13 protein-coding genes are annotated in these 14,584 nt (G+C 64.2%); 4 read left to right on the top strand and 9 right to left on the bottom strand.

The window, feature by feature from the left end; all coding sequences use genetic code 11:
• Nucleotides 1-264 precede the first annotated feature (264 nt).
• The gene (locus tag AC1DCZ_RS16810) at nt 265-612 is read right to left on the bottom strand and encodes a DUF4234 domain-containing protein (protein ID WP_476975614.1); all 348 of its coding nucleotides are present in this window, start codon (nt 610-612) and stop codon (nt 265-267) included.
• 232 nt (nt 613-844) lie between these two features.
• Nucleotides 845-1,093 (bottom strand): hypothetical protein, encoded by a 249-nt coding sequence (locus AC1DCZ_RS16805; protein ID WP_476975613.1) that lies wholly within the window; start codon nt 1,091-1,093, stop codon nt 845-847.
• A gap of 759 nt (nt 1,094-1,852) precedes the next feature.
• Between AC1DCZ_RS16805 and AC1DCZ_RS16800 the strand changes: the two genes are divergently transcribed.
• On the top strand, nt 1,853-2,797 hold the full coding sequence (locus tag AC1DCZ_RS16800) for an Ltp family lipoprotein (protein ID WP_476975612.1): 945 nt from the start codon (nt 1,853-1,855) through the stop codon (nt 2,795-2,797).
• A 1,007-nt stretch (nt 2,798-3,804) separates the two neighbouring features.
• Here AC1DCZ_RS16800 and AC1DCZ_RS16795 read toward each other — a convergent pair.
• The 4 genes from AC1DCZ_RS16795 to AC1DCZ_RS16780 form a co-directional block, all read right to left on the bottom strand.
• Nucleotides 3,805-4,971: a methyltransferase gene (locus AC1DCZ_RS16795; RefSeq protein WP_476975611.1), complete on the bottom strand. Its 1,167-nt coding sequence runs from the start codon at nt 4,969-4,971 to the stop codon at nt 3,805-3,807.
• 222 nt (nt 4,972-5,193) lie between these two features.
• Nucleotides 5,194-5,682, bottom strand: a complete 489-nt coding sequence (locus AC1DCZ_RS16790; protein WP_476975610.1) for a hypothetical protein — start codon at nt 5,680-5,682, stop codon at nt 5,194-5,196.
• 553 nt (nt 5,683-6,235) lie between these two features.
• Nucleotides 6,236-6,781: a hypothetical protein gene (locus AC1DCZ_RS16785; RefSeq protein ID WP_476975609.1), complete on the bottom strand. Its 546-nt coding sequence runs from the start codon at nt 6,779-6,781 to the stop codon at nt 6,236-6,238.
• Nucleotides 6,757-6,933, bottom strand: a complete 177-nt coding sequence (locus AC1DCZ_RS16780; protein WP_476975608.1) for a hypothetical protein — start codon at nt 6,931-6,933, stop codon at nt 6,757-6,759. The genes AC1DCZ_RS16785 and AC1DCZ_RS16780 overlap by 25 nt, the downstream gene beginning before the upstream one ends.
• Before the next feature lie 134 nt (nt 6,934-7,067).
• On the opposite strand from AC1DCZ_RS16780, the gene AC1DCZ_RS16775 reads away from it, so the two are divergent.
• Nucleotides 7,068-7,949, top strand: a complete 882-nt coding sequence (locus AC1DCZ_RS16775) for a potassium channel family protein (RefSeq protein WP_476975607.1) — start codon at nt 7,068-7,070, stop codon at nt 7,947-7,949.
• 115 nt (nt 7,950-8,064) lie between these two features.
• On the opposite strand, the gene AC1DCZ_RS16770 is transcribed toward AC1DCZ_RS16775, so the two are convergent.
• Nucleotides 8,065-8,400, bottom strand: a complete 336-nt coding sequence (locus AC1DCZ_RS16770) for a VOC family protein (RefSeq protein WP_476975615.1) — start codon at nt 8,398-8,400, stop codon at nt 8,065-8,067.
• Between the two features lie 244 nt (nt 8,401-8,644).
• Between AC1DCZ_RS16770 and AC1DCZ_RS16765 the strand changes: the two genes are divergently transcribed.
• Nucleotides 8,645-9,856: an IS110 family RNA-guided transposase gene (locus AC1DCZ_RS16765; protein ID WP_476975606.1), complete on the top strand. Its 1,212-nt coding sequence runs from the start codon at nt 8,645-8,647 to the stop codon at nt 9,854-9,856.
• A 107-nt stretch (nt 9,857-9,963) separates the two neighbouring features.
• Here the strand turns inward: AC1DCZ_RS16765 and AC1DCZ_RS16760 are convergent, their stop codons facing one another.
• The gene (locus AC1DCZ_RS16760) at nt 9,964-11,322 is read right to left on the bottom strand and encodes a post-COAP-1 domain-containing protein (RefSeq protein WP_476975605.1); all 1,359 of its coding nucleotides are present in this window, start codon (nt 11,320-11,322) and stop codon (nt 9,964-9,966) included.
• Nucleotides 11,323-12,119: 797 nt separating this feature from the next.
• On the opposite strand from AC1DCZ_RS16760, the gene AC1DCZ_RS16755 reads away from it, so the two are divergent.
• Entirely contained in the window at nt 12,120-13,286 is a 1,167-nt protein-coding gene (locus AC1DCZ_RS16755) for a sigma-70 family RNA polymerase sigma factor (protein WP_476975604.1), read from the top strand.
• On the opposite strand, the gene AC1DCZ_RS16750 is transcribed toward AC1DCZ_RS16755, so the two are convergent.
• Nucleotides 13,210-14,571, bottom strand: coding sequence for an MFS transporter (locus AC1DCZ_RS16750; RefSeq protein ID WP_476975603.1), 1,362 nt, complete (start codon nt 14,569-14,571; stop codon nt 13,210-13,212). The genes AC1DCZ_RS16755 and AC1DCZ_RS16750 overlap by 77 nt on opposite strands.
• Between the last annotated feature and the right edge of the window lie 13 nt (nt 14,572-14,584).

Below are 14,584 nucleotides of genomic sequence, written 5' to 3'. Positions count from 1 at the left end.
TACATCGAGGGGTTTTACAACAGCAGGCGCCGTCACTCCGCGCTCGGTTACCGTCGACCTAACGAAGTCCACTATGGTTATCAACAGCCAGCCCTGGCAGCGTAGAAGAATCCACTAATTCCGCTGTCCGAAATCACCGCAGCAGCTCACATGAGGTCACCAGAGTCTTCGGGCAGCTATTGGCGGGAATAAGAAAGAACCGCCCCCTTTTGGGGCGGCGGTTCATCGCAGCCAGATGTGGCTGCGTTTTGTCTTTGGTCGAGGCTAGGCCGTGACGGGCAACTGGGCCGGGAGGGCCTCGATGAAGTTGTTGGACATGTTGAACTTGTTGAACTTGTTCTGGACGACGGCCGAGCCGATAGCTCCCAGAAGAAGCATCAGCCAGAAGGCTGCGTGACGGCCCAGGCTCTTGCGGGTGAACGTTTCGACGCCGACCGAATACTTCCAAAGCCACACGATGTTGGCGATCGGAACGATGAGCAGCCAGGCCGACGGGATGGCGGTGCCGGACTTGTTCATTTCGTTCTTGGTCTTGACGCTCCAGACGAGCGCGTAGATTCCGAACGTGATCAGTGGCAAGAGCAAGGGCGCTGCGATACTGCGGTATTTCATGGGGTCCTCCCCTAGATGATTGCCGTACCGGAGAAGCCGGCTACGGGAAGAGCCCGGGGCAGCCACTGAAAGTACCGGGCCACAATTACTTGCGGAAATCCGATCCTGCTTGGTTGCTGGACTCGAGCGTCTAATAGAACTATCAGCCGCGCCCGACGCTTTGTTAGGGATAGAGACAATAATGTTCGGGAACCGGCGGTCTGCGGTCAGGTCCGCCGGCAAGGGAACACCGTCAGCCGGTCTTGGTCCAGATACCGCAGTTCGACGACTCAAAACCCTCACCAGGGTAGACAGTGACGCTAACGCCGTCCGGGGCGAACCCCACGAAGTCGTTAGCGATGATCGCGCCGCCTCCGGTGGTGCGGGACCAGTAGCAGTCCTTGGCCCCCGGGTTGGTCTTGTAAGTGCCGGGCTCCATCGTCTGGCCCACGACCCTGGTGCCGGGGCCGACCTTCACAGCGGTGACGACGCCCTGGAGCATGGCGGCGTGCGGAGCGTCCGGGCAGAGGGCCAGGGCGGCTTTGGCTTCTGCTGTCTTCCATTCTGGCTTCGTACTACAACTCGTCCACGCGGGCCGAGTGCCCAGCGCCGTCGCCGCCGCCCGCTCCTGGCCGATGCCGGTCCGAAAAGACCGAAAGCCTCCCCTACTGGGCGGCGGGGAGAAAATCCGAAGCAAGTGCCGGACTCGGCGATGAGGCCGCGCCGAGAGTCACGTGCCGCCACCGGGGCCTGGACCGCGGCTAGTGAGGTGAAAACGGTTTCGTTGTGGCACGGCCCGAACTGCCCGCCGGCGGGAGTCGCATTGTCCTGGCCGGTTCAGTCAGACGCTGCGGAGGCCATGGCCGTCTGCGTGTGCTCAGCCGAGGCTCCTGGTGAAGAACCGGATGGTGACATGCAGGATGCCCATGTCGAGTAATCCGGGCGGTTCCTGGTTCGTACGTCTTTGTGCGACGGAAACAGGCTTTATTCACCCATTGGACGTCGACGAAAACGACCGAAATCTCTTTTTACAATGTAATCGAATTCGATTTCGCATTTAACGTGTAACATCCGATTCACGGGCGCTTTCGCCCGCGAGGCTATTGGGGGAAGCGATCATGATTTCAGCTGACGGCTGGCGCGAGTTACCGCCTTTGCGGGCCGCGCCCCGTGCTGGTTTCCCGCCATGCACGTCCATCACCGCACCCGCCCCGCATGCTCCGCATTGCACGCCGGTCAGATGTCCCATGGAAGGACTCTCATGAGCCAAGCCCCTTACACCGTCCCCTATCCTCCGGCGCCCCCCGGCTACGGGAAGGTGCAGCAGAGCGAGAAGTCTTTCCTCGTGACCTGGCTGCTGGCCCTCCTCCTCGGAGGTTTTGGCGTGGACCGGTTCTACCTGGGCAAGGTCGGTACCGGCATCCTGAAGCTGGTCACCCTCGGCGGCTTCGGCATCTGGGCTCTCATCGACCTCATCCTGCTGCTGACCAACAAGACCCGCGACAAGCAGGGCCTGCCCCTGGAGGGCTACGCAAAGCACAAGAAACTCGCCCTGATCATCACAGTCTGCGTCATCCTCCTCAGCATCGTCGGCAACTCGGCCGCTCGCGCCGGGACCTCGACGACGTCCGCCTCGTCCGTCACCGCACCGACGTCCCCCGTCGTATCTGCCCCGGCAGAGACGACGACGCAGGATCCTGCCGCTGCCAAGGCCCAGGCTGATGCTGACGCTAAGGCGAAAGCGGACTCCGATGCGGCTGCTGCAAAATCCAAGGCTGACGCTGATGCCAAAGCCAAGGCGGACGCTGACGCGGCGGCCGCGAAGGCACAGGCCGACGCCGCGGTCAAGGCCAAGGCGGACGCTGACGCGGCAGCCGCCAAGGCACAGGCCGCTGCCGACGCCGCAGCTAAAGCCGGGACCGCCAGCCAGCAGAACGCGCTGCGGTCTGCTGGTAGCTACCTCAAATTCAGTGCCTTCTCGCGCACCGGTTTGATCGGGCAACTGGAGTACGAGAAGTTTTCGACCGCAGATGCGACTTGGGCTGTTGACCGCGTGACAGTTGACTGGAACGAGCAGGCTGCCAAATCGGCCCAGAGTTACCTGAAGATGAGCGCCTTTTCGCATGCCAGTCTGGTCGACCAGCTGGCCTACGAGGGCTTCACCCCGGAGCAGGCAGAATACGGAGTGGGCAAGGCGGGTCTCTAGCGATCTGTCTCAGTTCCCTTTGCGGTCTCGAGGGCAGCCTACTGAACTACGGCCGAGGTACCCGGGGGCCGCAAGCACCGAACAACCCGCACTGAGCCGCCGGGATCCTACTAGGCCCTCAGCGGCTCGGTGCAGGACATACACTCCCTGCGTCCACCGATAGCGCTCTCCTGAATAACAAGCAGACCGTCCGAGTTGTCATCCCACACTGTCCCTACAGCGATGCACCACGCCGAATGGAACGACGCCAGTACGGGTGAAGTAGACCTGTCCTGGGCCGGCTTCCGGCGAACCATCGAAGTGGCGGGCGGCAGGTTTTACTGGGTACAGCGGGCCGAGGTCCTTGGACTTCTCGTGGGCTTTGGCGACGGACTTCCAGGTGCGTTTCTAACGAGTCTGAGGCATGAGCAGATACTACGGGGCAGATCCGTCTTGGCCGCCGTCGATAACTTGGAATGCCGGCGCTACCCTCGGCAATGGCTAGAGCGTACCGGCAGGCTGGAAGCTGAGCACGTCGGCGCCGGTCGCCCAGGATGACCGAGTCCTCACGTAATGCCACAGAGTGTGCCCAGGCAGCTGGGATCCGCTCCAGCAGTTCTCGGTTCAGACGCGGGATGACGTCAGAGAGAGGTCCACGGGTGCACCGCCCCAATGCACGCAACGACTGTCAGGAACCGCTACTCTCCCGGACAGGCCGCCGTTGGACCAAGGCCTCGGGCGCTGCTGTGGAGAACTGTGATCCTCTCCGGGCCTGCGGCCTTCAGGCGAGGTGTCTGGGGAATGCACCTACAACTGACCGGCGAACTGGGACGCGTTCTTGCCCATACGTACTCGACGGCGGCATTTCCGGCTCGCAGCGCCGGGTTCTGCATGCCGAGAAAAGAGGCAATTCCATCCCCGGCCGCATTTACTTGACGGGCCCCAGTCCACGGCACCAGCGCATTATTCGACGGGCCGGGCAACGCGGGCTGGCCACCGTCGTGATTCCCGGCGGCGGGAGGTTGTGACTAGCGGCGAACAAGCCGCCACAGCGACGTAACCTCGGCGGCGCGCGCCTCGAACAGAGGATCGTCGCGGTCCGATGCCTTCGGATGCGTTGGCTTGGTGTCCAGCCGTTCCGCCACCTTCAGCCCGGCCGCCGTGATGGCGGCCAGCAGATCCTCACGCGTCCGCAGGCCAAGGTGCTCGGCTAGGTCGGAGAGGACAAGCCAGCCCTCCCCACCCGGCTCCAGATGCTCGGAGAGTCCGTTCAGGAAGCGGAACAGCATCCTGCTCCCGGGGTCGTAGACGGCGTTGTCCAGGGTGGAGTGCGGCGTGGCCGGAATCCAGGGCGGGTTGCACACGATCAGGGGTGCCCGCCCGGGCGGGAACATGTCGGTCAGTACGGCCTCAACACGGTCCTGGACACCGAGGTTCCGGAAATTCTCAGCGGCGCAGCCGATGGCACGCGGTTCATTGTCCGTCGCCACCACCCGGTGGACGCCACGGCGCGCGAGGACGGCAGCGAGCACCCCCGTGCCGGTTCCGACGTCGAACGCCAGCGTGTCCGAGGGCAGCGCAGCGGCGGCAACGAGATCCACATATTCACTCCGGGTGGGGAAGAACGTGCCGTAGTGCGGGTGGATGCTGCCCTGCAGGCCATCGACGTAGACGCCATTACGCCGCCACTCGTGGGCGCCAATCGCCCCGACAAGCTCATGCAGGGACACAACGGAAGATTCACCGATCTCACCGTACGCTTCAGCGGCGGCCTGCCGGATGTCCGGTGCGCGCCGCAGCGGCATTACCGGGCCTGGATCAAGAGGAGCCAGCAGCAGGCCGAGAACCCGTGCACGGTGCGAGCGGGACTGGCGGTGCCGATAGAACATATCGGCCGGAGTTGCTGCGATCTCTTTCTTCCCGGCGACTATCCGCCGGTCCAGGGCGTTGAGGATCTGCCGTGCGTTGTGGAAGTCACCGTGCCAGAGCATCGCGATCCCATGTGACGCCATCCGGTTCGCTTCATCGGCCGTGAGGGAGTCGGAGACCACTTCGACGCGCGTCGGCGCCGGTCTGCCGTTCGCCGAACGCCATCGCGCGGTCATGCTGATCCCGGCCTCGGCCCAGGTCACAACGGTCGGCTCATCCCCCGCAGCTGCGCGCACGGTATTGGGGTCCGGAGTGGGGATTCCCACGGGGGCTGGTGTGTCAATGCTGATAGAGGATCCATTCCGAGAATTCGGGAGCCGATCGCAGACTGACGATTGCGGTGGCGATTCGACGACGTCCAAGGCTGCGGCCCAGCTTCCAGACCCCTGATCCGGCTGCGCACCGGGCCTGGTCGATGGCCGCTGGGGCCCTTGAACTACATTCTCAGGATACAGGGGTGCCGCAGGAGCGCTGCGGGACTACACGCTTTAGGTCGCCAACCGTTCAGTTGCGTGCTCAGGGGCATTCCGTGCAGGGGTTTCCGTGCCGACGGAATGCCCTGCAGAGATCTGCCGCTTGACCTGCTCAAGCTCGTCTTGGAGCCGGTCAACGGTGGCACGGTATTTCTCGAAGTCCGCCGATCGGCGCCTCGCCATGGCAAAACTGATGACTGCGGCGAGAATGGCGAGCGGGAACGAAAGCAGCAGGGCCCAGCCCGACACGGCGAAGAAGTCCAGCGCTACGGGAAGTGCCTGCTTGAATGCCAGGAAATCGTTCACCCCACCGACCACTCCCTGCAGGGTGGAGTCTAGGGGGCCAAGGTACTGTCCCACGATGGGTGTCTGGGAAAACGACGGAGGGCTCAACGGCGAGGCTCCCCCCGCCGACCAGCGCGAATCACGGAAATTGTTCAGGACGTAGATCCCTGCACCCGCGTTGAGGGCCGCGAAGAGCAGAACAGCTCCAAGCGCAGTCAAATGAAGCCTGCGCCAACGCCAGAGGCCAGCCACAAGCGCGAAGACTGTGGCCGCAATCCAAGAAAGGTTGCGGAGTTCGTCGCGGCTCAGGCCGCTCAGTAGATCCAAGGTATTCCCGGCCCTTTGCAGTGATGCTTGATCGGTCCCAAGCAATGCCTGTTCAGGTCCCAAGGAGCCTATCCCAGGCACCCGGTCATGCCACGGTAGTTACGGACGCAGAGCCAAGGCCGTTGGGCCCTGTCTACCTGAGGTAACCGGCCTAAAGCTTGAAATAAGTCGATCGCCTTGGTGTCGTACGCCGGCTGTGACTTCGGAGCCGCCACGGTGACAGCCTGCGCCACCACAGACGGGTCCGGGTCCAGCGGCTTCCGCTTTGCGCCTGGCCGGGGCCGTGCCCAGGAACGGCGGCCGGTGGCCAAGACGTAAAAACCGGCGAGCCCAACAGTGATGGCCAGAAACATTAGGGCCCCAGGCCGCCGCTGAGAGCGCCGACGGGTATCTTGATGAAGCCTTTGAGAAACTCCTGGGATTCTTGCATCATCCTGCCCGCCTGCTACCCGTGGGTGACCGCAGCGCCAATCAGGCCGAACAACGTCCCGGCCGCCAAAGCAATGAGGGCACGCTTCCTTCCGGGATACAGCAAACGCACCGCGAACAAGGCCACTGCCATGATGACGCCGTTGACGGCGCTCAGGATGACCGCAATCCACTCAGAGCCGGTGGCCACGCCGAAACCGCCGCCGCTGCAACCGCTGATGCCGCACCAGGCAAAACCCGCCACCATCCACTGCGGCAGGCTCAGCAGCAGCGCCAGCGGCACGGCCCACCAGAGCTTTGTGACGTCCGAAGTGACCCCGCGCAATTCCGCCCGCGGATAGGGGACCGAGACGCCGCGCGTGCCGGCGGCCGCAAGAAGTGCACGCCTACGAGCGCTCAGGACAATCCACCGGAAGACGCCCGCGTTGACCAGCGCGAGGAGGAAGTATCCGGAATAGTAGAGGAGCGAAGTCAGGCTCAATACCGCGCCTGAGCCGAAAGTACCGATGACGAAATACGCGAACGAAACGGGCAGCGTCAGAACCACCACGGCGAGCAGCAAATTCTCCTTGAACCCGGAACCAGGTCCAGCGCGAAGCCGCTGGCAAGCATCGCCACGACCGCAACGGCAAACGTCACCGACAGATAGACGAAGACGGCGGTTCTGGCCCAGCGCGGCAGAGACTTTTTAGTCGGCGTTGATCCACTGCCCACAACGCTCCCCCTTGACGTCGTTCCGGCCCACCAGGCGCGAGGGAGCCGATACTGCCGACGAACCCACGGGCTCGAGGCACCTTGATGGTCGCACGCCGGCTGCTCCTCAGGAAGTACCGCCTCTAAGATGAGGCATGGACTTCGAGGACACGCTCTGGACGGTTCTGGGGGCCGGCCTTGTTCTGCTGATGCTCGTCGACGTCTTTCGTACGCTTCTTTATCCGCACGGTTCCGGCCCTTTAGGCCGGACAATCATCCGCGGATTCTGGCTCGTGTCGAGAAAACTGCGGGGCCGGGGCTCCTTCATCGCAGCACGTTTGGCGATGGCGGCTGTCATCGGCGCCTGGGCAGGCCTCGCCGCCATCGGCTGGGCCCTGATGTACCTGCCCCATCTGACGGACGGATTTGTTTACGGACCCGGGATTCCACTGCGGGCCGACTTTGCCGAAGCCCTCTACATCTCCCTGGTCACTCTCTCCACAGTGGGGTTCGGCGATATCGTTGCAGTGCATCCGCTGCTCAGGCTGGTTGTGGCCCTCCAAGCCGTCACCGGTTTCGGTTTGCTGACAGCAACGGTCACTTGGATCCTTCAGACGTACCCGGCCCTGAACCGCCGTCGGGGCCTTGCCCACCAGCTGAACCTGTTCAGGGAGGCTGCAGGTCCGACCGGTGTATGGTCGCTGGACCCCAGGCACGCTGCCGGGCTGTTGGAGTCAATGGCCGGAAACGTGGCCTCGGTGAGCATAGATCTGCTGGCGTTCCATGAAACTTATTACTTCCGTGAAGTGGAGCAGCGCGGCTCCTTGCCAGCCACGGTGGCCTACGCCCAGGAACTGGCATCACAGGCCCGGCTCAGCGAGAGTCCCGAACTCCAGTTTGCCGGACGAATGCTCCACGTGGCGCTCGATGAACTCGCGGAGGTCCTTCGCGGCAAATTCGGCCATTCAGGAGCCACGTCGTCGGATGTTTTCGACAGCTACGAGCAGCACCACCGACACCTGCGGGGTGGGACCTAGCGTTCTGAACTCTCGTAGCTGCGCTGAAACCGGCCCCCGCCTCGATGACGGGAACCGGTTCCCTTCGGCTTCGCAGCTGGCCGCAGCTTGCGGCGTTCTCGGTGCCCGAGTCTGCCTACGCGCGCTGGGCGATGTTGAAGATGTTCCCCTCGCTGTCCAGGAACCAGGCTGCCTTCCCAAAGGATGCTGTGGCAACGCCGTTCTCTGTCTTCAGGCCGGGAAAATCATACTCTTCAAAGACGACGCCGCGGCCCCGCAGTTCCTCCATCTCGCGTTCGAGATTGTCCGTTTCCCAGGCCAGTTGGGTGTTCTTGGCGGTCCCTGCATTCGGTGTCTGGTAAACGAGGAAGCGGGTTCCTTGGCCGCAGCTGTAGGTCAGGCTGCCCTCCTCCATGGATTCGGCGGGTTCGATTCCCAGCTTGTCCCGGTAGAACTCCTTCGCCCTGTTGATGTCCTTATGGTGTTGTCGGGTGGTTCCGTGGCCGTTGTAGGGTCGTGGCTACCCCGGGGAGGCGGGTATGGCTTTGTTGCTGTGGCCGGACGATTCAGATCGTGACGGCTCCGAAGGATTGGCCGCCTGCACTCTCCGCGATGACCCGACCGCTGATTGAGAGACGCGACTTGAATCGCCGGATAAGGACACGACGGCGCGGTTATCTGCCGGGTTCCACCCGTACGACAGACTGGAGGCTGTTTTGGCGAAACTCTGGGCCGGTATCGACGCCGGCAAAGCCCATCACCACTGCGTCGTGATCGACGCCGACGGAAACCGGCTGCTCTCGCAGAAAATCCCCAACGACGAACCGGCCCTGCTCGAACTCATCGCCACCGTACTCAAACTCGCCGGCGGGGACGGCGACAAGGTCATCTGGGCAACGGACCTGAACCACGGCGGACCCGCGCTGCTGATCGCCATCCTCGTCGCCCACGGCCAGAACATCCTCCACATTCCGGGCCGGATCGTCCACCATGCCTCCAAGCTTTACCGGGGCGAGGGCAAAACCGATGCGAAAGACGCAGCCGTCATCGCCGATCAGGCCAGGATGCGCCGGGATCTGCAGCCGCTGCGTGCGGGGGATGAGATCAGTACCGGGTTGCGGATCCTCACCGCCCGGCGGGCGGACAAGTCCGCGGACCGGGTCCGGGCGATCAACCGGCTGCAGGCCCAACTGCTTGAATACTTCCCGGCGCGGGAGCGGGCCTTCGACTACAGCCGCTCCAAGGCGGCTCTGTTGCTGCTGACCAAACACCGGACCCCGGATGGGATCCGGCGGACCGGCCAGGCCAGGCTGCACGCGTGGCTGAAGAAGCACGGCACCCGCTCCTCCGCTGCGGTCGCCCAGGCCGCCGTCGAAGCGGCGAAGTCTCAGCACACCACCGTCCCGGCCCAGTACGTCGGGGAACTGATCGTCGCCGCACTCGCACAGGAAATCATCACCCTCGACAAAGAACTCGCCGTTCTCGAGGCGCTGATCAGCGAGAAGGTCACCGAACACCGGCACGCCCAGGTTCTGCTGAGTATGCCAGGCTTCGGCCCTGTCCCGGCCGCGGAGTTCCTCGGTGCCACCGGCGGGGACCTGACCGTCTTTGACACTGCGGACCGGTTCGCAGGCGTCGCCGGCCTGGCCCCGGCACCCAGGGATTCCGGCCGGATCACCGGCAACCACCACCGCCCCCGCCGCTACGACAGGCGGCTCCTGCGTGTCTTTTATCTCTCCGGGCTCTCGGCGCTGAAAAGCTGCCCCGCCTCACGGAGGTACTACGACCGCAAACGCGCCGAAGGGAAAACCCACATCCAGGCCATGCTTTCCCTGGCCCGGCGCCGCCTCAACGTTCTCTGGGCCATGCTCCGCGACGGAACCACCTACGTTCCGGCACCGGAGATGGCAGTTCGCGTGGCTGCCTGAGCGGGGGTGGGGCGGGGTTGCGCCCATCCCAAGACCGTGATTGATACCAGCCCGCTCTGATCTGCTCCACTGAGGGATCGATGCTTACGGGCCACCAGTTGTGACATCTAGTGCACTTGGATGTTGCCGCTGGTGATGACGCCGCCGACCGTGTAGCCGCTAGCGGTCTGCATCTTTAATATGTCGCGGCCATGACCTGGCTCTCCATTGTCGTCGATGTCGATGCGGTAGGTAGTGGCGACGCCGTCAACTGTAGCGTTTCCGAAGAACGTCGCGTGGGAACCGCTCTCGACGAGGGTCGTGACGTCGAGGCACTTGACCTTGGTGTGCATCGAAGGGTCGACGAGGTTGCATTCTCCCTTGGTGCTCTTGGCATCACTCTTGGCGGTAAAGCCGAACGCCACCTGATCGGAGTTCGCGCCGTCCGCCAGCTGGCCGCCGCCGGTCACCTGGCCGGGAGTTGTCGTTGGCAGCAACCACGCTTTCGTCGCTGTGCCGCACGGCTCACCGGGGTCTGTCGTTCCGTTCGAGTTCGAATCCGCGCATCCGGTGATGACATCCGCGCCTGGCAGATCTGGACCCTGATAGGTGAAGGAGCACTGCCCACTCGCCGCCGTCGTGCACGAACCCGACGTCGTGACCGAGCCCTGGACGTTGAACCGTACGATCGCACCCTGCACGGGTCCGCCCGCTGCGTTATCCACCGTGGCCGTCACGGTGTGACTCGTGCCCACGTTATTGACCGCGTCCGGCGGCGTCATCGAGACCGAAGCCGGCGGAGGCGGAGCGCACGGTCCAGCCGAGGTTGAAACAAAGCTCTCGCTCATATTGTCGACTGTCTGGCCTGGCAGGACGTTGGACGTGAGGCGGAAGGTCTCTCTGGAACCCACGAGGAATCCGGAGCCGGAGTCACATGTATCACCACCCGCTGACTGGACCCTGGCCTGATAGGAGAAATCCGCGACGAACACGTCGTAGCGCAGGTCATTGGGGGTCTCGGTGGGACTGGGGTTCTCGGCGCAGTTACCGTAATTAGTGGTCTGCCCTTGCGGGAGCCCAGCGAGGGCCTTGGTGCCCGTGACCTGCCCACCCGCATACGTGGTGATCTGGAACTCAGCATTGAATGCGAGCAGGGGCCTAACGGCGCCGCCGTTGTTCGGGTTCGACGGATCGAGCCACTGCTCGGGTCCCAGCGTAAATGAGCCTGTCTCGGTGAACATGCCCGCGTACGGTCCTGTAGCTACGCCCGAATTCTGATACGTGTAACTGACGGTTGAGGAGCTCAGCGGAGATGTTGAGCTTGGCCCACCATCGCATTCACCGCTTCGAACGAACTGTTGGAACTGTCCGTTCTCGATCAGTTGTTCGCCCCCGAGGCCCAGCGTCGCGCCGCTTGCTCCCGTTGCAAACGTGAGCATACCTACTGCCGCGAACGCCGCGGCCAGCAAAATTTTCCTGCCAGCCATCCCGTACCTAGCCTCTCCATCAACGTTTCCACCTACCGGACCCCCTTCCGAAAAATGACCAGCGGGTCCGTCAGCGGCCACCTCGCATCCTATGTATTCAGCTTCGGACGGTCACGAGTGGGCACTACTCGCCTTACGGAAGTGAATCAAAGCGCTCCACTGGCCTACTACGTGTTTCGACCCTTGGGGCGAGGCAGATTGGAGGGACTCCGGCAAGTCCGACGGCCCTGACCACCTTCCCGCCACAGCGGCGGAACTGCCGAATTAGGACCGGAAACGCTGCCCCGGCTGGATGGACTAGAAGCTCCTGACGGTGTCCCGGCCGGGACACCGTCAGGCACGCCAATATCCGTTGACAACATCATTGAGATTCCTTCGCGGGGAGGACAGCCATGATGTTTGAATCCTTGAACATGATGATTCCCTTCTGTGCGTTGATGATCGCAGCGATGGCGTTGCTCCCCCCGGTTTCGGTCCCCGGAATCCTTGTCCCGAGCCCGTGGCTGCCCCTTGCGCCGAGCCGGAGCAGCCACCTGGGACTCTTCAACGCCGCGCCGCCCATCACCCGCGCGAGAGGTCCCCGCAGTGGCAATTATGGCCCTGGCCGGTCTGCGGAAACAGGGGCGCCTGGCATCCCGCCTGAAAGTTCCTGGGCCGGTCCTCCGTTGAGGTCCGTGCGCTCAGCGCAGCCGCGCCCCTCGCCCGCCCCGCCGTCGCCCCGCGTTCGCCCGCGAATTATTGTCATACCGGCCGCATAGTCTGCTTTCACGAGCTTGAACCGTCCAACAGGGGATGACATGGCTGACCTGGTCCACGAGGCAAACGGCAGGACGCCTTCCCCGCCTGCAGCAGCCGCCCCGGCCCCTGAATCATGCGAGCCGAACGACCCTGGCCGGCCGGAAGTACTGGCAGCAAGCGGCCGGTTCACCGACTACGCCGTCGCGGACTACCTGCGCCGGCTGAGCCGATTCGACTTGCTCAGCGCCGAGCAGGAAGTGGACCTGGCGCAGAAGATCGAGGCAGGGCTTTTCGCGGAACAGCTCCTGAGGGACGAAACCCAGCGGCCCGGCCGCGACGAGATGGACCTTCGGACCATCGTCGTTCTGGGCCAGCGAGCCGCCGACGCGATGCTCCACGCCAACCTCCGGCTAGTAGTGTCGATCGCCAAGCACTACACCCATCGGGGCCTCGATCTTGAGGACTTGATCCAGGAAGGAAACCTGGGGCTGCACAAGGCCGTCTGCACGTTCGACTTCACCATGGGTTTCAGATTCTCCACCCACGCCACGTGGCACATCCGGAACGCCATCACCCGGGCCCTGGCTGAGCAGGCACGACTTATCCGGCTGCCGGGTCCGGTCGTCGAGCAGCTGCACAAAGTGAGGTCAGCGCAGCGGACGGCCGCTATGACAGGAACCGTCTGCAGCAGGGAGGACCTCAGCCGGCTGACACACACTTCGATCGGGAAGGTGGAGTGTCTGCTGGCCGTGGACCAGCCAGTCTGTTCGCTGGACTGGCAGGTGTCCGACGGCAAGGGTGGAAACGAAGCCCTGGCAGAACAGCTGATGGATTCCTCCGCCACCGACACGACTGAGGCGCTCTTCCATCGACAAATGAGGGCCCAGGTCCATGCCGTACTCGGCACGCTCGAGGACAGGGAGGCCCGGGTCATTGCGATGCGCTTCGGCATGACCGGTGGCGGAGGGCGGAGCCTGGATTCGGTAGCGAAATCGTTCGGCATGACCCGCGAACGCATCCGCAGAATCGAGGGCGCGGCGATGGCGAAGCTCAAGGACCCGTCCCGGTCCAACATCCTGCGGCAGTATCACTTTGACTGCGAAAGCCCGTCCGGCGAGGAGACGGCGTCGGAGTCCGCGCCGGCGGCCCTCAGACCCGACGCTCCCGCCACGCCAGGGTCACGACGAACACCACCGCGCCCAGCCCCAGCATCACGAGCACCATGAGTCCCCAGTTGGCCTGGTTCACGCCGGTGCCGTAGAAGATGCCGATCAGCACGGTCGCCGTGATCGCGCCGAGGTAGCGGCAGGTCTGGTAAATTCCCGCGGCCACGCCGCGTTCCTGCGGCTGGGTGGACACGAACATGCCCTGGCTGGATGCGATGCTCACCACGCAGTAGGGCACGCCCAGTAGGGCGGTCAGCGCGAGCACCAGCGGCACGGCCAGGGACGCCGTCAGCAGCCACATCATCCCTGACGCGCCGACCAGCAGCACGACGCCGGCGATCAGCACCCGCCGCACGCCGAACCGGTCGATCGCGCGGACGGCGAACGGCGTCGCCACCACCGAGATCGCGGCGAGCGGCAGCATCAGCAGCCCCACGATGCCGGGGTCGTAGCCGCCGACTTCCTGCAGCAGCTGCGGCAGCCCGAAGAACGCGAAGTAGTAGACGCCGCTGAACAGCGCGAAGCCCAGATAGACCAGCAGCAGCGGCCGGTTCCGGCCCAGCAGCCGCAGGTCAAGGAACGGCGGGGTGAACCGCAGTTCGCGCCACGCAAACAGCACGCCCAGCAGGATCCCTCCCCCGAGCAGCCACCAGCGTGCCCCGGGCAGGACGTTCAGCAGCGACATCATCACCAGCACCAGGGCGCCGACGAAGGCGAGGATCCCCGGGATGTCCGAATCCCGCAGCAGGTCCGAAGCCTTGCCGCGCTCACGGACCTCGTCGGCCGGGGCGAACCGCTGGACAACGAACATCGCGGCCAACGACAGCGGAACGTTGATCAGGAACAGGGCCTGCCACCCCACCAGGCTGACCAGCAGGCCGCCGACCACCGGCCCGACGGCGGCCGCCGAAGTGTTGGCCATCTGGATCCGACCCAGCGGACGGGTGGACCGGACCTTGGCCTTCCGGGCCAGCGTTCCGACCAGAACGACAGCGCTCGGGTAGGCAGTGGCAGTGCCGAGGGCCATGAAGGCACGGGCCACGCACAGCAGGGCAAAGTTGGGCGCGAACGGCGCCAGTGCGCAGGTCACCGCCACCACCGCCATGCCGAGCATGAAGAGCCGCCGCGGGCCGAAGCGGTCCGCCAGCCGGCCCATGAGCGGCTGGCCGGCCGCCGAGGTGAGGTAGAACGCCGTGATCACCCAGGTGACCGTGGCGACGTCGAGCCCGAAATCAGCGCGCAGCACCACCAGGGCGACGGCGATCATGGAGGAGTTCAGCGGGTTCAGCGCCGTGCCCAGACTGAGTCCTGCGACGGCGAGGCCGGTTCGGGGAGAGTTGCTCACGGCAACCAGTCTG

The organism is Arthrobacter sp. 10N418 (assembly GCF_056394725.1).
Note: the sequence above shows the minus strand (reverse complement) of the source record. Positions and strands in the feature narration are given on the sequence as shown.

What these genes read in the sequence shown, in the direction of transcription:
- AC1DCZ_RS16760 (WP_476975605.1), bottom strand. Translation starts at nt 11,322, where the DNA reads ATGGCTGGCAGGAAAATTTTGCTGGCCGCGGCGTTCGCGGCAGTAGGT.
- AC1DCZ_RS16805 (WP_476975613.1), bottom strand. Translation starts at nt 1,093, where the DNA reads ATGCTCCAGGGCGTCGTCACCGCTGTGAAGGTCGGCCCCGGCACCAGG.
- AC1DCZ_RS16810 (WP_476975614.1), bottom strand. Translation starts at nt 612, where the DNA reads ATGAAATACCGCAGTATCGCAGCGCCCTTGCTCTTGCCACTGATCACG.
- AC1DCZ_RS16755 (WP_476975604.1), top strand. Translation starts at nt 12,120, where the DNA reads ATGGCTGACCTGGTCCACGAGGCAAACGGCAGGACGCCTTCCCCGCCT.
- AC1DCZ_RS16800 (WP_476975612.1), top strand. Translation starts at nt 1,853, where the DNA reads ATGAGCCAAGCCCCTTACACCGTCCCCTATCCTCCGGCGCCCCCCGGC.
- AC1DCZ_RS16775 (WP_476975607.1), top strand. Translation starts at nt 7,068, where the DNA reads ATGGACTTCGAGGACACGCTCTGGACGGTTCTGGGGGCCGGCCTTGTT.